We start from the raw sequence: 23,439 nt of genomic DNA on the forward strand, positions 1-23,439 counted from the left end.
CATGGCAAGTTCTAAAGATAATAATTCAAGTGAAGAATTAATTGAAGTAAAGGATTGGTTTCTTCTAGGGACTGATTTAGAAAGCTGGGGACAACGGGAATATTTGCAGTATGCAAATGATAATTTAGGTACAACATCTAACTTATCACATTGGGATGAATTTTTTAAAGGTAAAAATTTAGCTCTTGATTTGGCTCTTAATTGGGATCATACTAAAACTACAGAAACAAATCTTGCTGAAATGTCAGTCAATCAGGTTGAAGCAATAACATTTGGTGCTTTGGTAGGTTTGGTAAGTAAAAATGCACTTTTGGGAGTTTTAGCAGGATTTGGATTTTCAACATTATCAAAAAAACTTGGTCTTGATGGTGAAGGTGTTGTTGAACATTTAAAAGAATATTTTAAAAATCATCCTGAAGTTTCAAAGACACTTTCTGAGGAAGAAAAACAACGTTTAAGAGATATGGGATTTATCCCATATGATCCCAATAGCCCAACACCTAATGACCCAAATTCACCGACACCAAACACCCCAAAACCAGACCCAACAAATCCACACCCCCACCCCTACGATCCCGATGAACCCCAACCCCACGACCCTCTTGTCCTCGATCTCAACCAAGACGGTAAGATCTCGACCATAGCCCTAGAGGATTCCCAAGTCTATTTCGATATCACAGGTGACGGTGTCAAAGAGAGAGTAGGATGGATAGCTCCTGAGGATGGATTCCTCGTTTATGATAAAAACATGAACGGCAAGATCGAGGGGATAGGCGAAGTATTCGGTAAAGACGGACTCAGCGGATTTGCAGAACTGCGAAGTGTAGCCGATACCAACTATGACAACATCATCGATAGACGTGACGCACTCTTCTCCCAGCTCAAAGTATGGCAAGACACCAACGGTGATGGTATCAGCCAAGCAAACGAACTCAAATCCCTCAGCCAAGCAGGTGTCAAGAATATCGAACTAAACGTCATCGGCACCAACATCAACCTAAATGGCAATATCCTCTCCGAAGCGGGACGCTACGGAGACAGCACAGGTGAGCGTGAACTCGCCGCCGATATACAGCTCCTAGCTACCGAGAGAGTCAGTAATTCCACGACTCCCGATACCTATACCATAGATCCTATCACCGAAACACTCCCTCAGATGAGAGGATATGGTTATATAGACAATAGCTTTAAAGCCTATAACCTCGATCCTAAGCTCAAAGAACTCGCCCTTTCATTTATGAATGATAAAAAACACGCCAGTGCCAACTTCGGAGAGTTTATCCTCCGATGGTCAGGGTTTTACGATATGGCAAAAAGTAAAGGGATCAGTGAAGAGCAGTTCTCTCCCTACCTCTACGAAGTCCCTTCTCTAAAACTGTGGATACTCGAACGATTCGTAGGATCTAAAAAAGATGGATGGCGCAGTGAAGTTCATCTAAGCATGAACACCAACGGCGGCTACCATACCCAAGACTTCGGAAACGAAGCGTATATCCACGAACATTTCAACCTCCTCATGGAACGCTACGAGGCGATGTTCGCCATCCAAGCCTATTACCCCGATGTGTTTAGCGATACCCATTATGATATCAGTATCGATGAGTTCGTGATCGATGACAGTGCGGCATTTACGACCAAGATCACTGCGTATCTCAACACCACCACCATCGCACAAACTGATAAACTCTACCTCGCTTCTATGATGAACAACTTGGAGGGGACGTTCTTGCATTTCGATGCAAAGACAATGATCGATTCGATCACCGACACCACCCTCAAAAGTACCATCACCGACATTATGGAGGAAAAAGTTCACTTCCAGTTTGCAAAAGATAGCGGGATGTACAGCTATGCCAATACCCATGTTTATGGAGACGGCAACAATGAATCTCTCGTTATAAACTCTACCGGAGCGGTGACTATCCAAGGAGATAAAGGTGATGATCTCATTCGTGACAATGCAGGCGGAAATACCACCTACATCTTTAGCAAGGGGGATGGAGCCGATACGATTTACGATGCAGGGGGAATAGATACTCTCAAGCTCGAAAATATCACTTTGGACGAGGTAACCATCGAGGTCAAAAACACCGATCTCATCATCACTCTCAAATCTGATCCGAGTGATCAGATACGAATCATCGATTGGAAAAAAGCAGCTAACCGTGTAGAGAGTATCCTCTTTGCAGGAGATAGCCAAGTAGACCTAAATGAGCTGCTATTCCCAAAAACAGAAGGAGATGATTATATCGAATTGACTAACAGTAATGACACTGTCGATACGCTAGGCGGAAACGATACGGTATATACGTATGGGGGAGACGATACGATTATTGCCGGAGAGGGAAATGACACGGTTTATGCAGGTGGCGACAATGACACGCTGATCGGCGGAGAAGGTGCCGACAAACTCTACGGCGAAACGGGGAATGATACACTGCATGGTGGAACGGGTGTCGATATCCTAGAGGGTGGAGCGGGTAACGACACGTATATCTACAATCTCGGCGATGGGAAAGATGTCATCACAGACAGTTCGGGTACGGATACGCTTCGTTTCGGGGATGGGATTACCCAAAGTGATCTGATCGTAAAAACAGTCGGTTCCGATATGATTATCGCTCTGCGTGAGTCGGGTAAAATATTTGAGGAACTTAGCGACGTCATCACGGTCAAAAACTGGACACTCAATGCCGCCAATCGAATCGAAGCCATTACCCTGAGTGACGGTACCTCTTTGGCAATCGAATCGTTGCAGAGCGTCAGTGATGAAAACGATACACTTTTTTACGGGAACACGTCGGCGAATCTCAATCTCGGAGGCGGTGACGATACCATCACTGCAGGAAGCGGAGCCGATACGATTAGTGGTGGTGCAGGTAATGACACGATCAATACAGGTGCGGGTGATGATACTCTCAGTGGTAATGAAGGGGATGATGTCCTTGTAGCAGGAGATGGCAACGATATTCTAAGCGGTGGAATCGGTAGCGACAGCCTGCAAGGGGGATTGGGAGATGATCTCTATATCTACAGTAGAGGTGACGGCAAAGACACCATCATCGATGAATACCGCTACGGCTATAACGGTTCCAACCAGTCCAACGCCGGAAATGATACGCTGACATTCGGTGAAAATATCACTATTGAAGACCTGATCGCCCGTGTTGTCGGTGATGATCTGATTATCGGCATTAAAGAGGGAACTAAATCATTTGATGAGCTAAATGATCTCCTCACAATCAAAAATTGGGTTAACACCAACAACCGTATTGAAACCATCACCCTTAATGACAAAAGTATCGTCGATTTAGCGGCTATTCAATTCGCAACTGAAGGATCGGATAATCTCATTTACGGCGACAGTGTAACGACCCTCGATACACTTGGCGGGGATGATGTTGTTATCACAGGAACTGCCGCTGATACCGTTCATGGCGGAGCCGGAAATGACACTTTACGAAGCGGTGATGGTAATGATGCTCTCTATGGAGATGCAGGCAATGATACCCTTATCGCTGGAAGTGGTAATGATACGCTAGAGGGCGGTGAAGGTAACGATATTCTCTATGGTGAAAATGGAAATGATGCCTTATCCGGTAATACAGGTGAGGACACACTTCAAGGTGGATTGGGAGATGATCTCTATCTCTTTAACCTTGGAGATGGTCGTGATACGATTATCGATGAATACCCTTACGGCTCAGGAGGTAACGACACCCTCCGTTTCGGTGAGGGAATTACCAAAGCCGATCTAGTCGCCCGTGCGGTAAGCGGAAGCAACGATCTTCAAATCGCTATCCGTGAAAGCGGCAAAGGGTTCGATGCCCTCAACGATATCGTAACGCTGAAAAACTGGTTTGATGCCAACAAGCGTGTTGAAAACATCACCCTCTTTGACGGTACGGTTGTCAGCCTCTCTGAAATGCAGGGGGGGACGGACGGAGATGATTACCTCGTCTTCGGAGATAGCGATACGGTGATCGATGCACTCGGCGGTAACGATACCGTGATCAGTGCCAATGGAAATGACACCTTCAGCGGTGGAGCGGGTAACGATATCCTCATCTCCAATAACGGTAATGACACTCTTAGCGGAGGCGAGGGGAACGATACGCTCAAAGCGGGAGCAGGAGACGACACTCTCAGCGGTGGCACAGGTGCCGATGCTCTCGAAGGGGGTGCGGGTAACGATACCTACCGTTTCGGCATCGGAGATGGCAAAGACCGCATCACCGATAGTTCAGGGCTCGATTCCCTTATCTTCGGCGAGGGAATTACTGCGGATAATCTGATCGCCCGTGTCGTAAACGGCAGCGACGATCTGCAAATCGCGATCCGCGAAGATGGCAAGAGCTTCGATCAACTCAGCGACGTGATCACGATCAGCGGCTGGCGAAACGTAGTGTATCGAGTTGAAAATCTCCGCCTCAGTGACGGTAGCGCAATCACCCTCACACAGATCGAACGCTCCAGCGATGGGGATGATTATGTCGTATTCGGCGATGAGGGAGTCATCGTTGATGCATTCGGCGGTAACGACACACTCATCACAGGAGATGGAGCGGACACCCTCAGCGGTGGTGCGGGAAATGACACGATCTTAAGTGGAAAAGGCAATGATATCCTCAAAGGCGATACAGGGACTGATACTCTCAAAGGGGGAACAGGAAGCGATGTATACCTCTTCAACCGAGGAGATGGAGCCGACAATGTATTTGACGAGCTGGGTAACGACACTCTAAAATTCGGCGATGGGATCACCAAAGACGATCTGATCTTTAAACAACAGGGAAATAATCTCCTGATTGGTATTGCTGAAATCAATAAAACGTTTGATCTGCTCAGTGATGTCGTGACTATCACCGACTGGTTTAAATCCGAAACCAACATCGAAAGCATCGTTTTTGCTGACAATACCTCGATGAATCAATCGGATATCGCCGGATTGTTTGTAGCCAATGACATCTATGGAGCACTTTACAGCAAACCGGGTGCTATTATGTACGGCGGTAGTGGAAACAATACCTACGTTTATAATCGAGGTGATTTTGCCGTCGTGATTGATGATCAGTATCAGCAGGGACAAATCGACGTCAATGCCGGAAATGATACCCTCTATCTCAGCGGCGGAATCAATAAAAGCGATGTTACATTCGGTGTAGTTGGAAATGATCTTATCCTCAAAATCACCTCGAAAGTTGAGACGTATGAGCAACTCAGAGATTACGTGGTCATCAAAAACTGGGCAAATGCAAATCGCGGGGTAGAAAAAATCATTTTTAGCAACGGTGAAAATCTTGTAATCGATAAGAACGGAACCTATCCGACTACTACGTTTAACTATGGATGGGTATCGAGTCAATACCTTATTTATGGAGATGATGTAAATAGTATCATCGGAACTACTTTGGATGATACTTTCGAAACAAACGGAGGTGATGATAGTATCAATGCCGGAAATGGAAATGACCGTATCGATGCGGGTTCGGGTAATGACACCATCGAAGGTGGATCCGGTAACGACGTTATTACGATGGGTACTGGCGATGACAGTGTGAGTGATGGCAGCGGAAATGATGTCTATAAATACAACAGAGGGGATGGTAAAGATACTATTTATGATCTCAGTGGAAATGATACCTTAGTATTTGGTGAAGGGATTAGCAGAGATGATTTGATTGTAAAACAAAGCGGTAGTAATCTTATTGTCGGGATTGCGGATGGTGAAAAATCGTTCGAGGAATTGAGTGATAAGATTACAATTAAGAATTGGTTTTATAGCAACAATAAAGTTGAGGATTTTCAACTTTTTGATGGCGAGATGGTGAACCCAAATGAATTAATTACTGTCACACCTATCGATAACTTGAACTTTCAGTCGATGCAATTTGATGGAAATGACACGATTTCACTACTGAGCCGTGATGAAGCGATGCAAATTACCAATTCATTTTCATTCGGAGCATGGATAAAAGTTTCTGCCACACATCAAATTGACCCTGAAAGTAGCTCTGGAATAGAAGGCGTATGGAACCAGCATTATGCATTTGAACCTGCTTGGGGAACATATGCTCCTACTTCTGCTAATGGTTTAGCTGGCAGTGGAATGTCTATAGGTACAAATGGGATCAGTGTCTATGAACATGCTAATGGTTTTATGCCGGCTACAGCCGTTTATTCAGGTAATATTGGATCTGAATACAATCATATTATGGTTGTATATGAAAATAAAATCCCTTCGATTTATCTAAATGGTGTTTTGGTTCATACAGGTATTTCATCTAGCTCAGCGAATGTATTCGCTCCAATCGTTGCAGGTGGCATGAGTTATGGATATATAAATGGACTTATGGATGATATTCAAATATACGATAGAGCTTTAAGTGCTGATGAAGTCATGAACATAAAAAACGGAAGTGTAATAACGGATGGATTAGTCGTTAAATATGATTTTGAGGGAAATGATCCTTTAGTGGATAAATCCGGTAATGGACATACCGCAATTGTTAATGGGAATCCTACAATTGTAGACATAACTAATTCGACCTATTCCCCACCGCTTATCCTTGATCTTAACACCAATGGAAAAACTTCTGTTTCTCTCATCGATTCCCACACCTATTTCGATTACAGTGCTGATGGTCTCAAAGAGCACACGGCATGGATCGAGCGTGGAGATGCACTATTGGTGCACGATATCAATAACGATGAAATCATTAACGACGGCAGCGAGCTCTTCGGAGATAAGACCAAACTTGCCGACGGATCTCTTGCAACTGACGGTTACGCGGCATTGGCTCAATACGATATCAACAGCGACGGTGTAATCGATAAAAACGATACCGATTTCTTTCAGCTCAAACTCTGGAAAGACGCTAATCAGAACGGAAAAACCGATGCCGGCGAATTGGTCGATCTCTCGGTTGCGGGAGTAACATCACTTTCTTTGAATACTTCAGACGGCAGTGTTTACACCCAAACCACGGAAAACGGCAACATCATCACCAACGAAACCAACTACACGACGTTGAGTGATACCGGAACAATGCGCGACGTATGGTTCAAAATAGATGCAAACGACACCATCACCGATAACGATACGATCTACGGTACGACTGACAACGAAACCCTCAGCGGCGATGTCGGAAACGATACCTATGTCATCGCTTTTGGCAGCGGATCAGATGTGATCGATGACAACGGTAACGGTGCCGATACGATCAAATTTATCAGCGGAATAACATCTGATCGTCTAGTGGTGCAATGGATTCGCGGAACCGATGATCTGCGTATCGGTATCCGCGAGAATGCCGAAGACGATACCCCGATTACCGAATTATCGAATACCCTCACCATTAAAAATTGGTTTAACGAGACCGGTGCGATCGAGCAGTTTACGTTTGCTGATGGCACCACATTGAACCGCCAAGGTATCTATGATCTGCTCCTCGATGTTGAGGGCGATTTGACAATGCGGGTATTGGATGCGGGAGATACTCTGAGCGGTAATAGCGGCAATGACGTCCTCTACGGGTTGGAAGGCTCTGAAATGCTTTACGGTAAAGAGGGGAGTGATTATCTCTCCGGTCTCTCAGGTGATGACTACCTCTCTGCCGGAGCAGGGGACGATACTCTCGAAGGGGGCAGCGAAGACGATACCCTAGAGGGGGGAGTAGGCGATGATTACTACCTCTTTGAAAAAGGAGACGGTAAAGATCTTATTATCGATGCGGGAGGGGCAGATACCCTCTATTTCGGTAACACTATCGAACGCCGTGATGTTATCGTCAATATCGAGAGTGAAGATCTCATCGTAACGTTCGCTTACAATGAGGGAGTTGCCAGTGATGCCATCGATCAAATCACTATCAAAAACTGGAATGTCGATGATTTCAAACTCGAATCGTTCGCATTTAGTAGTGGAGAAGCGTACATGCTCTCTGAACTGATCGAGAAAAACACCAACCATGCACCGGAGATGTTCTTTGAAGAGGGTGAACGCAACCTCGGAAAAGAGCGCAGCGCCAAAGGGATCTTACTCGCCGATGATATCGATGGGGATAGCCTGAAATACACAATCACATCAGCACCGACGATGGGAACAATCAGTATTAATCAATACGGAATCTGGACTTATACCGGTACATCACGTGATGCGGGTACGGACACAGTTATAATTGCGATCCAAGATGGACGAGGAGGGGAAACTACAACAACATTATCGTTTGTAATGGAAGCTCTCAACCAAGCCCCGGAAGCCCCAAGCGAAACCACCCACACCCTCCAAGACATCCGCATCCTCAGCGGAGAAGTAGGTGCTACCGACATCGACGGCGATACCCTCTCTTACACTGTCAGTACCGCTACATCTCACGGAACCCTCAGTGTCAACGAAGCAGGGGACTGGAGTTACAGCGCAGCAGATGGATACATGGGTGGAGACAGCGCCATTATCACGATCGATGACGGCAACGGAGGGCTAATCACTCAAACATTGAGTTTCGATGTAAAAGTCTCTGCTCCGACATTGTCCGATAGTACGGTTGAGCTCCTCGAAGATGACGTGACATTCGGAACACTGGATGTTGTTAATCCTGTTGGCGGTGTATTACGTTATGAAATCGTAAATGAAGCTGAGTATGGCTATTTGAATCTCGATGATTCAGGTGAATGGATTTATGTAGCAGATAGCAATAAAAACGGTAATGACAGTGTTACCATCAAAGTAACCAACGCCTACGGACTGAGTACGACCATGACACTTTCACTGGCTATCGAAGCAGTGAATGACGCACCTATCTTAACCGAGACACCGGAATCAAAAACACTCCTCGCAGGTGCATCAACCACCGGAGCTATCAAAGCCTCCGACGTGGACGGTGATGTGCTCTCGTATAGCGTTATCACCACACCGGAACACGGAACACTCACCATCAATGAAAAAGGGGAGTATACCTACACCTCAGAGCGTTACTACGACGGAGAGTCCAATGCTACGATTACCATCAATGACGGACACGGTGAAAGTATCACGACGACACTCAACTTTACCAACCTTATGACACCGGACTGGCATTACACCTACGGAGGAGAAACCCTAACCATCAATGACAATGACGGAGAGGATATCCTTATGATGAATGATATTTCCATGAGTGACCTCACCTTCCTCCAAGAGGGCAATAACCTCCGTATCGATGTCAAAGATAAAAACGATGTGATCTTAACGGATTACTTCACCTCACCGACCAAAGGGGTCGAATCCATCCAAACTGCCCAAGGAGCTATTAACCTCTCCAAAGAAAGAATCGGCTCCAGCGGAAGCTTCTTCGGAATCAAATGGGGAAGCGATAATAATGACCTCATAAGCGGAAGCGATAACCGAAGTGATCTGATTTTAGGACACAACGGTAACGATATCCTCTTTGGAAAAGGATACGGCGATCTCTTATACGGAAACGGAGGTAACGACCTTCTGATCGGTGGAGAGGGTAACGATACCCTGAGCGGAGAGTCAGGTGATGATATCCTTTATGGCGATAACGGTAATGACACCCTATGCGGTGATGAGGGTAACGATAAACTCTTCGGAGGTAAAGGTAACGATATGCTCGAAGGCGGAGCGGGTAATGACCTGCTTCAGGGAGGTGAGGGGACAAATACCCTCATCGGCAGTACCGGAAACGATACCTACCTAGTCACCAATGGAAGTAATAACACAACTATCCATGAAAACATTTTAGGCTTTAACTTCTTCGGACATTATATTGGTCAAAACGGAGGAAACGATACTCTCCTTTTCGGTGAGGGAATTACCAAAGAGGATATCAGCTTCCTCATGAGAGGAAACGATCTCTTACTCCAATACGGAGAGAGTGAGTTTATCACGATCAATAACCAAAAGAACGAGGCTAACCGAATCGAGAAACTCCAACTCTCTGATGGCAGTTACCTCACCAATAGCGATATGGACCAAATCATTCAACAGCTGAGCGCTTACAGCAAAGATCACGGATTCCATCTCAAAGACAACACCCAAATCCAAAACAACCAAGCGATGATGAATATTGTCGCAAGTGGTTGGCATACTCTATAGGGCACAAGAACCTCTATGAGGTCAGTAGTTCCTTCTTCGGGGATTACTGACAATCGGATCATGATGATTTATGGGAATTTTATGTGATTGAGTATATGATTTGAACCTATAAATATACGTATTTCCGTATGATTAACATAATAATGGATTTTTTCAATATAATATATATTATGTTAATCAATATATTAATTACACTTACTATAGATAGATAAGTACGTAAGTTGATTACATCACTATTATCAAACCAAAAGTTTCCAGCCGCTATAATTGCGAAAATTATAATCTAAGGACTTTGATTTGAGAAGTCATTTTTGTACCGATTTAAGTGAAGCAAACGTAGGCGATAAAGTCGTTTTATGCGGTTGGGCGAACAGCTACCGTGACCATGGTGGTATTGTATTTATCGACTTGCGCGATAAAAGCGGTCTTATTCAACTCGTATGCGATCCGGCTGACAATGCTCATGCGCATAAATTGGCGAGCGAAGTTCGTGATGAATTCGTCCTTATCGCTCATGGACGTATCCGTTTGCGTGGTGAAGGTTTGACAAATCCGCGTTTAAAAACGGGTGCAATTGAAGTGGTTGTGGATGAACTAGTGATTGAAAACCGCTCTGAGCCGGTTCCGTTTGTTATCGGAGACAACAATGTCGGTGAAGAGACACGTCTCAAATACCGTTATCTTGATTTACGCAATCCATTAATGTTTAACACATTTAAGCTCCGTTCTAAAGCAGCTATTGCAGCTCGCAATGTGCTAGACAGCTTAGGTTTTCTGGAAGTAGAGACCCCTATTCTCACCAAATCAACCCCTGAGGGCGCACGTGACTATCTCGTACCAAGTCGTGTCCATGAAGGTGAGTTCTACGCCCTCCCCCAATCTCCTCAACTCTTTAAACAGCTTTTGATGGTGGGCGGATTTGATCGCTATTTTCAAATAGCAAAATGTTTCCGTGACGAAGATTTGCGTGCAGATCGTCAACCGGAATTTACCCAAATCGACGTAGAAATGAGCTTCTGCAACCAAGAAGATGTTATTCGTGTTGCCGAAGAGCTGATTACCGGTATGTTCGCGAGTGCCGGTCATACAGTGGTGACGCCGTTTAATCGTATCAAGTACTCTGATGCGATGGAATGGTATGGCTCCGATAAACCGGATCTTCGCTACGATCTTAAAATGGTTGATGTGATTGATATTTTTGCACGTTGTGATAATGAAATATTTACATCTATCGCTGCTAATCCGAAAATGAACCGTATCAAAGCGCTCCGTGTTCCGGGTGCTGATTTGGTATTCTCGAAACGTGAAATGAAAAGTTTCGAAGACTATGTACGTAAATTCGGTGCCAAAGGGCTCGGATACTTCCAAATGAAAGAGGACGGTCTCAAAGGGCCGTTGGAGAAATTCTTTAGCCCTGAAGATTTGCAACTCCTTGTTGATCGTACCGGTATGGAAGTGGGCGACGTCGTCTTCTTTGGTGCGGGTGACAAGAAAACCGTATGGGATTATATGGGCCGTTTCCGTATCTTCATCGCAGAGCACGAAAAAATGAACCTGATCGACAAAGACCGTTTCGAATTTGTATGGGTTGTCGATTTCCCAATGTTCGAAATCGAAGAGGGTCGCGTAAAAGCACTTCATCACCCGTTTACTATGCCGCGTGATTTGAATCACGAGCATCTCGAAGATATCGAATCAATCGCTTATGACATCGTTCTTAACGGTACGGAACTCGGCGGCGGATCGATTCGTATTCATAAACAAGCATTGCAAGAGCAAATTTTCAGTCTCCTCGGTATCGGTGAGGAAGAAGCTCAAGAGAAATTCGGGTTCCTCCTCGATGCTCTCAAATTCGGAGCACCGCCACACGGTGGTTTCGCTATTGGTTTTGATCGTTTCATGATGTTACTCTCTAAAAAAGATAGCATCCGTGATGTTATCGCGTTCCCGAAAACCCAAAGGGCATCATGTATCATGACCCAAGCGCCGAGTCCGGTTGAGTTGACACAGCTTCGTGAACTCCATATACGTTTACGTGAAAGTGTTAAGTAATTGATGAAAAAACTTTTTTTGATCATCGGTGCGCCGGGTTCAGGGAAAACGACCGATGCACAGATCATAGCCGAACGTAACAGTGATGATATTGTTCACTACTCTACCGGAGATTTGCTCCGTGCCGAAGTAGCCAGTGGCTCTGAACGTGGAAAACGGATTGACAGCTTTATCAGTAAAGGGTTGATAGTTCCCATCGAGATCGCGATTGAGACTATTACGAGTGCCATAAAAGTAGCTCCGTCCGACGTTATCTTATTCGATGGGTATCCTCGTTCTTTTGAGCAAATGGATGAATTGGACAAATTTTTGCAAAATGATAGCTCTATTGAGCTCATTAGCGTTATCGAAGTCGTTGTCAGTGAAGAGGTAGCGCGTGATCGTGTTTTAGGACGTGCTCGCGGTGCGGATGACAATGAAAAAGTCTTTAACAACCGTATGAAAGTGTATACTGATCCCTTAGCGGATATTCAAAGCTTTTATGAATCAAAAAACCTTCTCAAAAAAATTGACGGTGAACGTTCAATTGACGCCATTGTCGATGAGATGGAACTCTTTATCGAATCAAAAATCTAATTAATAGGAATTAATATGAAAATAATTTTATTAGGTGCACCGGGTGCAGGAAAAGGGACACAAGCTCAGTTTTTGACCAAAGCATTCGATATTCCGCAAATCTCTACAGGTGATATGCTCCGCGCCGCGATTAAAGCGGGAACTGAGCTTGGAACATTGGCAAAATCGTTTATGGATTCGGGGAAACTTGTTACCGATGAGATCATTATCGGTTTGGTTAAAGAGCGTATTTTAGAAGATGATTGCAAAAACGGTTTTCTTCTTGATGGTTTTCCACGTACCGTTCCTCAAGCCGATGCCCTCAAAGAAGCGGGTGTTGCTATTGATGCCGTGATTGAGATCGATGTTGCCGATAGCGTTATCGTTGAGCGTATGTCAGGACGTCGTGCTCACCTCGCATCAGGTCGTACTTACCATGTCGTTTTCAATCCGCCGAAGGTGGAAGGAAAAGACGATGAGACGGGAGAAGATTTAGTTCAACGTGCTGATGATAAAGCGGAAGTCGTTCTCGATCGTCTCCGTGTTTATCATGAACAAACGGCACCGCTTGTCGACTACTACCAAGGCTTTGCCGCTTCTGATACATCGGTAAAATACATCACCATCGACGGAACGCAAAAAATCGACGTTGTCGAAAAAGAAATATTGTCACAATTAAAATAATTTCCCCCCTTTCCCCTCTTACGGGGAATCTCATGTTATAATCTTCTTATGAAAAATCCCCATTTTTATGCTGTAATCATCGGTTCTGAAATCCTTAACGGTCGTCGTGAAGATAAACATTTTTTGTACTTGCGTGATGCACTGCTCCGACGTGGATTTACCCTATTCTCATCTTCCATTATAAAAGATGACCCCGTGCTGATCCATAATACTTTTTCTATGATTAAAAATGATCCCGATGCTGTGATGTTCAGTTTCGGTGGTATCGGTTCAACTCCCGATGATTTAACGCGTCAGATTGCCTCCAACGTCTTCAGTGACGGTGAATTGATTCCGCATGAACAGTTTACGCAGGATATTATTGAACGTTTCGCAGAAGCAGCCTATCCTCACCGAGTCCACATGGCTGAACTCCCTAAAAAATCTGAACTTCTCCATAATACAATCAATAATATGTCTGGATTTTATCTTGAAGATCGCTTTTTCTTTATGCCGGGATTTCCTGAAATGTCCCATCCGATGGTTGAGGAAGCATTGGAATATTTTTATCCCAATGCGCCGTTGCATTATCGTCATACTCTCATCGCCCAAACTTCTGAAAATACTCTGATTGATGTAATGAATAGAATGGATAAATCTGTTGACTTTTCATCTTTGCCGATGATGAACGGAGGAAATCCAATAGTTGAAATTTCTGTTGCATCGCTTAATTATGAGTTGGGTATTCAAAATTTTCAGCTATTTATCGATGCTTTAGAGGAAAAATTAATTCCTTTTGAAATCATTCTAAATAACAAAAAATAAAGATTTTAAATATTTTGTCGATTTACTTATAATACTAGTTATGAGGAGATTGGATGAGTACAGTAAATTATTTACTCGTTGCACTAAGTATCAGTGCGGTTGTGTATGTATTCTATCGATATGTTTTTCTCAAAAGCCCGAAAAAAGAGTTACCGCACAAACCGCATTTTACACTCAAAATCGAGTCTGAATGACTCGCTAAACATAATGTCTGTCATAGAGTTTGTTTTGTTCTGTAGACGAATTAAGTTCCTCTTTTAATGCCTCTAAACGTTCCAACCGTTGTTCCGTCGTAGGGTGGGTACGGAAGAGATTCGCAAATGAAATTTTTTTGCCATCAAAGGGACTTATGATAAACATATGGGCATTTTCCGGAGTTGCTCCGTGCACTTCTCCTCTTCCGTTATAGTTCGAAAGTTTTATCAGAGCATTTTGAAGCCATTCGGGATGTCCGGTCAAACGTGCCGCACCTTCATCCGCCATAAACTCACGTGATCTGCTGATTGTCATTTGAATTATGCTCGCAGCGATGGGGAGTAAAATAGCCATGGCAATCATCAAAATCGGATTACCGCCTCGATTATTTCGGTTACCGAACATCGCACCAAACTGCATGATATTCGCAGCAAAGGCTATGGCTCCGGCGATAGTAGCCGCGATGGTTGCAACCAAAATATCCCGATGCTCAACATGGGATAGCTCATGTGCCATAACCCCCTCTATTTCATCCTCAGAAAGCAACTCTAACAGTCCTGTCGTAATTGCTACGGCAGCATGTTCAGGATTACGACCGGTGGCAAATGCATTGGGGATATGATCATGGATAATATAGACTTTTGGCATTGGTAAATTTGCACGTTCGACAAGACGTTCGACAACACGGTAAAGCATTGGTGCTTCTCGGGGGTCAACCTCTTGTGCATTGTAATGTTTCAATATCATCGCGTCGGAAAAATAATAGGCGTAAAAGTTCATTCCTCCAGCGATCAGGAGGGCAATTGCCATACCGCCGGTTCCCCCAAAGTATCCGCCGATAAGTACGAGAAGTACACTTAAAGAACCTAATAATAAAAACGTTTTAATCTGTTCCATCGTTACCTCCTTCTAAAAGAGCCAAAATTGATTTTTTATGCATTTTGCGTGCAAAATCGAGAGCACTTAATCCATAAGCATCGCGAGAGTGTATATCGACATTTAATTCCAATAATTTTTTGATTACATCAACACGTCCGTAACAAACGGCTCCCATGAGCGGAGTAAATCCGCTTCTGCGTGTCGGTTGATTGACATCAAAACCATCCACAATTAGTTTTTCAATGAGGGGCAGATTGTTATACGTGACAGCTACATCAAATACGCTAACCCCTTCCTCATCTACATGATGAATATCGGCACCGTTATCGATTAATAAATCGATTATTTCGCTATCACAGTGATAGCGCATAGCAAAACAAATCACCGATTCACCGTTCTCTTCCACCTCATTGGGGTTGCCGCCGCTTTTGAGATGTTTTTTAACCCCAAGATAATCATTCGCTTTTAATAATTCAATCCATTGTTCCATAATCATTCCATCAATAATATGCGACAGTATAACATGCAAGATTCAACTGAAGTCTAGGCTCTTATGGTAAAATTCCACATTAATTTTATAACAAGAGAGCAAATATGGAAATTCTAGAAACCGAATCAGCGTTTAAAGCATGTGTTCAAGAGATTCAAAACACTACAGGATTCAAAAATCCCCTCGCATTCGGTATTTGCCGTGTTGATTTCGGTCAGCTTAACAGCGATAAAATCCTCCAAGCCTCGTTCCCTCATATCAACTGGAACGAAAACTTCGGCAGTGCGGCGATCTTTATCAAAAGTGCTCAAGAGCAAGGTTTCGAGATTGATTTTACTGCGAATGAAGTAATTGTCCCCGTAACCCTCAAATTTTTAGAGGGGTGTTTAAACGCATTTACCCCCTATTCAGATGAAGCGTACGGGGATGCACACAAAAATATCCAAGTGATCTCAGCCCTCTATAACCAAATCAAAGAACGCGGTATGCGCGAGGGTGAGTTCCGTCTTGTACTATTGTTTGATGATGTCGCTTGTGTCAGTGTTGAAGGTACGTATCTCAAACTTTACGCATTATCAACATCTAAAGCACCGCTTCGCTCTCTTAATCTTAACGGTGCATTTGGCGCATTGCATAATGTCGCATGGTCGGACGGGCAACCGATCGAACTCGAATGGTTGCGTGAAAATGAGATTGAACTTAAATTTGCCAACGAATATCCAAAAATTGATTTCGTCGATAAATTCCCGCGTTATCTCCAACACATTATCCCGGCTAACAATACTCGAGTATTGGACGATTCAAAAGTCCGTTTCGGTGCGCAACTCCATGCCGGTACGACGATCATGCCGGGTGCCAGCTATGTCAACTTTAATGCGGGAACTACCGGTGTGAGCATGGTAGAGGGGCGTATTTCCAGTTCTGCCGTTGTGGGTGATGGTTCAGACGTCGGCGGCGGGGCCTCAATCCTCGGCGTTTTGAGCGGAACCGACGGAATCCCCGTCACAATCGGTAAAAATACCCTGTTAGGGGCTAATTCGGTAACGGGTATCGCTCTAGGGGATGGATGTATCGTCGATGCGGGGATCGCCGTATTGGCGGGAACAAAATTTGCGGTGAGTGCCGAAGAGTTGGCTAAAATCCAAGAAGCAAATCCTGCAACCGCATTGAGCGGAACCAGTTTCAAAGGTAAAGATTTGGTCGGATTGAACGGTATCCATTACCGACAAGATTCAACAACAGGTCAATTGCTTATCCGCCGCTCTACACGTGAAGTGAAGCTCAATGCCGATTTACACTAATCGAATTACCCTGCTAACTCTTAAGCGAGCGGGGAATATACTTTTCTTATCTGATAATAAGGAGCTTTAGATGATGAGCTCAAACATCTCTTCTTTGATGTCGAATCAAACTTATATGAATAACAATGCCCAAAATGTGGCAAATGTTAATACCGATGGGTATGTTCCACGCAATACGACTGTCAGTGAAACACAAAACGGATCAACTAAAGCCAATACAACATTGGCTACGTCGAACGGAAGTGAAAAATCACAGACCAATCTCTCAAAAGAGTTAACGGATCAGATTTCGATCGAAAAAATTGCTGCTTCAAACGTTCAAGCAATTCGAACCCAAGATGAGATGCTGGGCTCGCTTTTAGATATTCGAGGATAATTTTTTAAAGAGATTTCTTTTTGGGAATATTTTTAGTATTACGAGTAAGGGTAGTCGGAGGTTGAGTAAATATATTCATACTCTCCACGCGTGAAAGTAATTTCATAGCCGGATCGAAATCTTCTAAATCCGCTCCCAGTTCTAATGTACTGATTACCGCTTTACCGATAATATGACGTCCACGATTGCCTTGCTTATCGAGGGTACGTACTCCCCAAACATTATGCATCACCATTACACTATCTTGATAGGTGCCAACGTAAAGCAATACATGCCCTTTGAGATAAATAATGGTTTCGAACGGGATGCCTTTTTCTTTTATTAGGAAAAGCTTTTCATCATCGCTCAGCCCTGTAAATGAGATGATGTCACCTTTCCGTGCTTGCGCAGAAGAGTTACGCGGGAGCCAAATTCCAAATGGGGTCATCATGTCACGTATCATAGAAGAACAATCACGTTCTCCATACATTCCGCCCCAACCGTAGGTATTTTTCAGCAGTTGTGTTCCAATGGTAATTAAGTCACTTTTGTTGAGTCGGCTTACACCGATATGGGCTGAGTGTTTTGGCAGAGACAGGATTTTGGTTGAACTGTTTGTATCAATCGCTTTGACATAATAGTTGTCACCCTCGACACGTTCCAAAGGTAAAACCATACCCACGCGTGAATAGGCAATAAATCGGTTCGTATTGTCCAATAACGCTATATTATCTTCAATCAAAAAAGCTTTTTCGGATTTTTGAATCATAAGCGCTGTTTCATCATTGATCAGAGTAATACCGTCTGATTTGACCCATCCTGACACGTTATTGGTAAAAATATAGCTCCATGCCCCGTCTTTTGAGGTATGTGAGATAAAAATAGGTTCATTATAATTGACACTGCTATTTTGCAAGAGATCGAATGGATACCCCTCCCCCGGCAGTGCGGGATTTTTATACAGTGGTTTATCCGTCGGAAATGCTCGAATATCCATCCATTTTAGAGTAATCGCTTTTTTATTGATCGTTCCGTAGGCTTCAAAGTTACTTTGCTGTTTCATCTCTTCAAACCATAAAGGGGGGACTGGTTTGAGATTACTTCCATACCCTCCTCTGAAAGCTCGAAGAGGCCATGTGACCTCTTCTACTTTTTGAGCTGCAGCAATGTACCCCCACGGTGAAAAGTAACGCATTTCAAAGCTATTTTGAACTTCAAATAAATTTTCACGATCAACACCGTTTTTTTCGACATACGGGGCCATCGATTGCTCAAATCGTTCCAAATCGTTTACTTTTGGACCGTATTCAGGGAGCTTTAGTTCAAGGTCTTGGGGAAGCATGCAACAAAATGGATCACTCAAAGCACTTTGATTTGTATCAAGTGTTTTAGTAGCATTAGGAGACTTTATTGGTGCAGGTATAGGGGTAGTTATATGGGTGCTACACCCCCCCAATACCAATAAAAGCCCACTTATCCATACGGTTGTTTTCATCATACATTTCCAATATTATTCGACTCCGCCAAAACGTCCTACAACTCGGCCGATAATTTCGACTTCATTTTTATGTGCAACATAGGTTGGATAGTCTTTGTTATCTGAAATAATATCAAGTTTACCATCAATCCGCACTTGCAAACGCTTAATAAAGAGCCCGTGTTCAGTTCGAATGGTAAAAATTCCCCCTCGGCTTAGATCCGTTTTAGAACGGTTGACAAAAACTATATCGTTATAGCTAAAAGAGGGCTCCATGGAATCACCGGAAACATTGATAGCTTCGATATGACGCAGCTCTTTCTCTCCTCCGAGAGAAAAAACAAAATTTTCTTCCAACATTAAAGGCTCATACTCGAGTTCGTCGTTTTCCGCCCCTCCACCCGCAGAGGCGTTGACCGAAGAGAAATAGCGCACCATATATACACGGTTAGTCGGTTCTATCAAACTCTCAGGAGATTGGTTATAGAGCAACCAATTGATAGCGATAGAGCGTTTAGCGCAAAAATCGAGTAATTCACTAAAGGGAACTTTGTTGCGTTTTTTCATGGTGGCAAAATTCATTTGTGAAATATCCAATAATTCAGCCACATCTTTATCAAACACTTTTTTATCGGGGAATTCGGAAGAGACAATATCTTTGATTGCCTCAACGATATCACTGAATGTTTTCATATTGAAATCCTTTTGAAGTATTGATAGTATATTGTAGGTATTATGCCATAAAAAAAGCAATTATATGACAAAATGACATATTTTATATCGATATTTTTAAATCAATCTACAATTTGCCTAATATCACTCAAGGAGTTGACAATGGCAAAGGTTATTCGCAAAGCAAACGGATGGATGGATAAATTTGAAATGAAGATGGGAATGTGGGCAGAGAAAATTTTTTAGTCTAAAGATTTTTTTCTTGATCCTCTTTCTCCATTTTATCCAGACGGGAAAGATGATATCCTCTAAAGATAAAGACGAGAAAAATAATAAATAAAACAATGACGAAAGTATCGAGAATTTGAAACCACATGTTACATCATCTTTCGGTAAGAATTAAAATTTTGTTTGATCGCTTCATAGAGGATTATTCCGCTGCTGATAGCGAGATTTAGACTTCGCCCTTCTTTGGTCATCGGTATAGTCATTGTTTGATTCGGAAATGATTCCAGGATATCCCTTGGAATCCCAGATGTTTCACTGCCGAATAAAAGATAATCACCCTCTTTGAAATCTAGTTCAAAATAGGGACGGTCTGTTTTAGTAGTCGCAAAGAAAAAACGCTCAGTATTAGGGTGAGCATTCATGAAATCATCGATATTCTCCCAGACATGCAAATCGATTTTATGCCAATAATCCAAACCTGCACGACGTACCGCTTTTTCATCGATATCAAAACCGATTGGTTTGATTAGGTGTAACGATGACCCGGTATTAACACACAATCTTCCTATTGCCCCTGTATTATTCGGGATTTGCGGAGTGACTAAAACGATATTAAACATTTAGAAAATGATCGTTTTATTGGCATGAACAAAAATACGATCCTCCAATGCTAATTTAAGTGCTTTGGAGAGGACGATTTTCTCAACGTCACGGCCCAAGCGCTGCATCTCTTCCCATCCGTAGGCGTGATTGACGTGGATAACGTCTTGTGCGATGATCGGTCCCTCATCGAGATGATTGTTTACGAAATGGGCTGTTGCGCCGATAATTTTGACTCCACGCTCATACGCTTGTTTATACGGATTCGCTCCAATAAATGCAGGGAGAAACGAGTGGTGGATGTTGATGATTTTATCTTCATAAGCTCTAACGAAACGGGGAGTCAAAATACGCATGTATTTTGCCAGTACCATATAATCGATCTCACCGAGTTCTGAGAGCTGTGCGAGAACACGTTTTTCATGTTCATCACGGTCGCATCCTTCATGTGAGACGGTATAAAAAGGGATATCAAATTTTGAAACCAACGGCTCCAGTAAATCATAATTTGAGACAACTCCCACAATGTGACAATCGAGTTCACCTGCTTCGTAGCGAATTAAAATATCGCCCAATGCATGAGACTCTTTGGTCGCCATCAAGACCACCCTTTTTTTACGCGGAGCGATAACTTCCAAATGGGCGTTTACAGGTAAAATAGCTTTTAGTTCAGAACGAAGTACATCCGGTGCAATTTCACCGGCAACAACGCTGCGCATAAAAAATTTATTGTGGGCTTTATCGACAAATTCATTATTGGAAATAATATTGAGATTACGGTGAAAAAAGATACTCGATACTTTATAGACGAGCCCTTTTTCATCGTTACAATGGATCAATACCCGATAGTGTTCGTTCATTCTTTAACCTCTAGTGTGGAGCATTTTAAATTATTTGATCGTATCCAAACGATGATCGATCGTTGCTAAAAGATATTCAAGAAAATTGAGTGTCAAATCCACTTTCGCTTCAATTTGGACATTATTAGGAGATTGAAATCCTTCAAAAAGAACGAGGAGGCGTTCTCGAATCCCCTCTAGCATTCTTGCTTCGTCATCACGTACGGTATGAATGCTCTCAACGTTCAAATGATCCTTTTGTAGAGGTTCATCATGATGAAATGGGTTTTCCTCTTTGAGAGGCTCAATTTTTTCAGCGGATTCAGGAGATGCAGCTAACTCTTCAATCTCTGCCAATGTGGACAAAATAACATCTTTTAGTTCCATGCGCGTAACAACCACCTTTCAAACTGAATAAATTCAGCCTCTTCGTCCATTTGGACAAAAAAAGCTTTCATTTCATTGTTGACCCCTAAAAACTTTTTACGCATCCCGGAGAGACGGCGAATTGCAATTTTTGCATCCGCATTTGAGGGGTCTTTTTTTAAAATCTCTTTGTAAATTTCAAGAGCATCTTCTTTGAGCCCTTGAAGTTCGTAAATATTAGCGAGGGTTAGAGTTTGCATTTGGCTGCAAAATTTGCGATGATGGAACCCATTTCGCTGGTTGAACATATCTCTTTAGCATCGAATCCCGCAATATCTTTGGTACGGTAGCCTTCAGTAAGTGCTTGTTTGATACCGTAATCGATACGATCTGCCGCTTTGTGCTCGTTAAGGGCGAAACGGAGCATCATTGAAGCACTCGCGATGGTTGCGATAGGGTTTGCAATCCCCTGCCCTGCGATATCGGGAGCCGAACCGTGAATCGGCTCATACACCCCGATAGCTGCACCGACAGACGCCGATGGGAGAAGCCCGATCGAACCTGAGAGCATACTAGCCTCGTCACTTAGAATATCTCCGAAGATATTTCCGGTCAAAATTACGTCGAATTGTTTCGGATCTCGAATCAACTGCATCGCCGCATTATCGACATACATGTGGCTGAGTTCTACCTCAGGGTATTCTTTCGCTACTTCTTCGACCACTTCACGCCACAACTGGCTTACGTCAAGTACATTTGCCTTATCAACCGAACACACTTTTTTAGAACGTTCCATCGCGATTTTAAAGGCCACGTGAGCGATGCGGATGACTTCATCGCGGGTATAAACCATCGTATTCCATCCACGGTTTTCATCACGCCCTTTTGGCTCACCGAAATAGATGCCGCCGATCAGTTCGCGGACAACCATCAAATCAACACCTTTAACGATTTCAGGTTTGAGCGAGCTGGCATTAACGAGTTCATCATAGACATTGGCCGGACGGAGGTTGGCAAATACACCCAACTCTTTACGGAAACGGAGCAAACCGCTCTCAGGACGTTTTTCTCTCGGGAGGGTATCCCATTTGGTTCCACCGATAGCGCCGAAAAGTACCGCGTCGCTTGCTAAAGAGATATCAATCGTCTCTTGAGGCAACGGATCACCCGTAACGTCGTAAGCGCATCCGCCCATAAGAGCTTCTTGGTAGTTGAACTCCAGGTTTTCACATGCAGCAACCGCGTCCAGAACTTTTACCGCTTCATCAACGATTTCAGGACCGATTCCATCCCCTTTGATCAGTGCAATGTTGTAACTTTTCATCAATTATTTCTCCTGAGCTGCTATTTCGGCATTTGCGTAATTCATTAATCCGCCGGCACTTAGTAATTCTTGCATAAATGGCGGAATCGGGATAAAGTTGTATACTTTTCCATTGGTTGTATTGGTGATTGTTCCTGCATCCATATCGATACTGACCGATTCACCCTCTTTGATTTCTAAACTTTCTGTAAGTTCAAAAATCGGGAGTCCCATATTGAACGCGTTGCGATAAAAAATACGGGCAAAAGTTGGAGCGATAACCGCAGCTACACCGGCTGCTTTGAGGGCGATCGGTGCATGTTCGCGTGAAGAACCGCATCCGAAATTCTCATCGGCAACGATAATGTCACCGGGGATCATTTTGCTCACAAATGTTGGGTCAGCATCTTCCATGACATGTTTTGCGAGTTCTTTTGGGTCTGAAGTATTCAGATAACGTGCGGCAATAATGAGGTCGGTATCGATATCTTTACCGAAATTCCAAACTTTCCCTTCAATCTTTTGCATCAAAAAAATCCT

Annotated in this window: 19 protein-coding genes; 8 read left to right on the forward strand and 11 right to left on the reverse strand. The window is 43.5% G+C overall.

What is annotated here, in order from left to right; genetic code table 11:
- Position 1 precedes the first annotated feature (1 nt).
- The 6 genes from B649_RS05640 to B649_RS12530 all read left to right on the forward strand — a co-directional run bounded on the left by B649_RS05640 (position 2) and on the right by B649_RS12530 (position 14,388).
- The gene (locus B649_RS05640) at positions 2-10,099 is read left to right on the forward strand and encodes a calcium-binding protein (protein ID WP_015653546.1); all 10,098 of its coding nucleotides are present in this window, start codon (positions 2-4) and stop codon (positions 10,097-10,099) included.
- A gap of 297 nt (positions 10,100-10,396) precedes the next feature.
- On the forward strand, positions 10,397-12,151 hold the full coding sequence (gene aspS, locus B649_RS05645) for an aspartate--tRNA ligase (protein WP_015653547.1): 1,755 nt from the start codon (positions 10,397-10,399) through the stop codon (positions 12,149-12,151).
- Positions 12,152-12,154: 3 nt separating this feature from the next.
- Positions 12,155-12,727 carry an adenylate kinase gene (locus B649_RS05650; protein ID WP_015653548.1) on the forward strand — a complete coding sequence of 191 codons (573 nt, stop codon included), beginning with the start codon at positions 12,155-12,157 and terminating at the stop codon, positions 12,725-12,727.
- A gap of 15 nt (positions 12,728-12,742) precedes the next feature.
- Complete coding sequence (adk, locus tag B649_RS05655; protein ID WP_015653549.1) at positions 12,743-13,390, forward strand: adenylate kinase; 648 nt, start codon at positions 12,743-12,745, stop codon at positions 13,388-13,390.
- Between the two features lie 48 nt (positions 13,391-13,438).
- Entirely contained in the window at positions 13,439-14,194 is a 756-nt protein-coding gene (locus B649_RS05660; RefSeq protein ID WP_015653550.1) for a molybdopterin-binding protein, read from the forward strand.
- Positions 14,195-14,247: 53 nt separating this feature from the next.
- Positions 14,248-14,388: a hypothetical protein gene (locus tag B649_RS12530; protein ID WP_015653551.1), complete on the forward strand. Its 141-nt coding sequence runs from the start codon at positions 14,248-14,250 to the stop codon at positions 14,386-14,388.
- A 4-nt stretch (positions 14,389-14,392) separates the two neighbouring features.
- Here B649_RS12530 and htpX read toward each other — a convergent pair whose 3' ends face one another.
- Together htpX and B649_RS05670 are read right to left on the reverse strand one after the other, a co-directional pair.
- Positions 14,393-15,286: a zinc metalloprotease HtpX gene (htpX, locus tag B649_RS05665; protein WP_015653552.1), complete on the reverse strand. Its 894-nt coding sequence runs from the start codon at positions 15,284-15,286 to the stop codon at positions 14,393-14,395.
- Positions 15,273-15,758 (reverse strand): ankyrin repeat domain-containing protein, encoded by a 486-nt coding sequence (locus tag B649_RS05670; protein ID WP_015653553.1) that lies wholly within the window; start codon positions 15,756-15,758, stop codon positions 15,273-15,275. Before B649_RS05670 ends, htpX begins: the two co-directional genes overlap by 14 nt.
- A gap of 104 nt (positions 15,759-15,862) precedes the next feature.
- Between B649_RS05670 and B649_RS05675 the strand changes: the two genes are divergently transcribed.
- Together B649_RS05675 and B649_RS05680 are read left to right on the forward strand one after the other, a co-directional pair.
- The gene (locus B649_RS05675; RefSeq protein ID WP_015653554.1) at positions 15,863-17,059 is read left to right on the forward strand and encodes a tetrahydrodipicolinate N-succinyltransferase N-terminal domain-containing protein; all 1,197 of its coding nucleotides are present in this window, start codon (positions 15,863-15,865) and stop codon (positions 17,057-17,059) included.
- A gap of 70 nt (positions 17,060-17,129) precedes the next feature.
- The gene (locus B649_RS05680) at positions 17,130-17,435 is read left to right on the forward strand and encodes a hypothetical protein (protein WP_015653555.1); all 306 of its coding nucleotides are present in this window, start codon (positions 17,130-17,132) and stop codon (positions 17,433-17,435) included.
- A gap of 4 nt (positions 17,436-17,439) precedes the next feature.
- On the opposite strand, the gene B649_RS05685 is transcribed toward B649_RS05680, so the two are convergent.
- The 9 genes from B649_RS05685 to B649_RS05720 all read right to left on the reverse strand — a co-directional run bounded on the left by B649_RS05685 (position 17,440) and on the right by B649_RS05720 (position 23,427).
- Positions 17,440-18,912, reverse strand: a complete 1,473-nt coding sequence (locus B649_RS05685; protein WP_291750954.1) for an SH3 domain-containing C40 family peptidase — start codon at positions 18,910-18,912, stop codon at positions 17,440-17,442.
- Positions 18,913-18,924: 12 nt separating this feature from the next.
- The gene (locus B649_RS05690; RefSeq protein WP_015653557.1) at positions 18,925-19,584 is read right to left on the reverse strand and encodes a LexA family transcriptional regulator; all 660 of its coding nucleotides are present in this window, start codon (positions 19,582-19,584) and stop codon (positions 18,925-18,927) included.
- 226 nt (positions 19,585-19,810) lie between these two features.
- Entirely contained in the window at positions 19,811-19,939 is a 129-nt protein-coding gene (locus B649_RS12535) for a hypothetical protein (protein WP_291750955.1), read from the reverse strand.
- Between the two features lies 1 nt (position 19,940).
- Positions 19,941-20,411: a tRNA (cytidine(34)-2'-O)-methyltransferase gene (locus tag B649_RS05695; protein WP_015653558.1), complete on the reverse strand. Its 471-nt coding sequence runs from the start codon at positions 20,409-20,411 to the stop codon at positions 19,941-19,943.
- Positions 20,412-21,251 carry a formyltetrahydrofolate deformylase gene (purU, locus tag B649_RS05700; protein WP_015653559.1) on the reverse strand — a complete coding sequence of 280 codons (840 nt, stop codon included), beginning with the start codon at positions 21,249-21,251 and terminating at the stop codon, positions 20,412-20,414.
- 30 nt (positions 21,252-21,281) lie between these two features.
- A complete protein-coding gene (locus B649_RS05705; protein ID WP_015653560.1) occupies positions 21,282-21,617 on the reverse strand; it encodes a hypothetical protein in 336 nt (111 codons plus the stop codon).
- Entirely contained in the window at positions 21,608-21,856 is a 249-nt protein-coding gene (locus B649_RS05710) for a tetratricopeptide repeat protein (protein WP_015653561.1), read from the reverse strand. The genes B649_RS05705 and B649_RS05710 overlap by 10 nt, the downstream gene beginning before the upstream one ends.
- The gene (gene leuB / locus B649_RS05715) at positions 21,844-22,920 is read right to left on the reverse strand and encodes a 3-isopropylmalate dehydrogenase (protein WP_015653562.1); all 1,077 of its coding nucleotides are present in this window, start codon (positions 22,918-22,920) and stop codon (positions 21,844-21,846) included. The genes B649_RS05710 and leuB overlap by 13 nt, the downstream gene beginning before the upstream one ends.
- A 3-nt stretch (positions 22,921-22,923) precedes the next feature.
- Complete coding sequence (locus B649_RS05720; RefSeq protein WP_015653563.1) at positions 22,924-23,427, reverse strand: 3-isopropylmalate dehydratase small subunit; 504 nt, start codon at positions 23,425-23,427, stop codon at positions 22,924-22,926.
- Positions 23,428-23,439: the final 12 nt, after the last annotated feature.

It is taken from the genome of Candidatus Sulfuricurvum sp. RIFRC-1, assembly GCF_000310245.1.
Taxonomy (GTDB): Bacteria; Campylobacterota; Campylobacteria; order Campylobacterales; family Sulfurimonadaceae; genus Sulfuricurvum.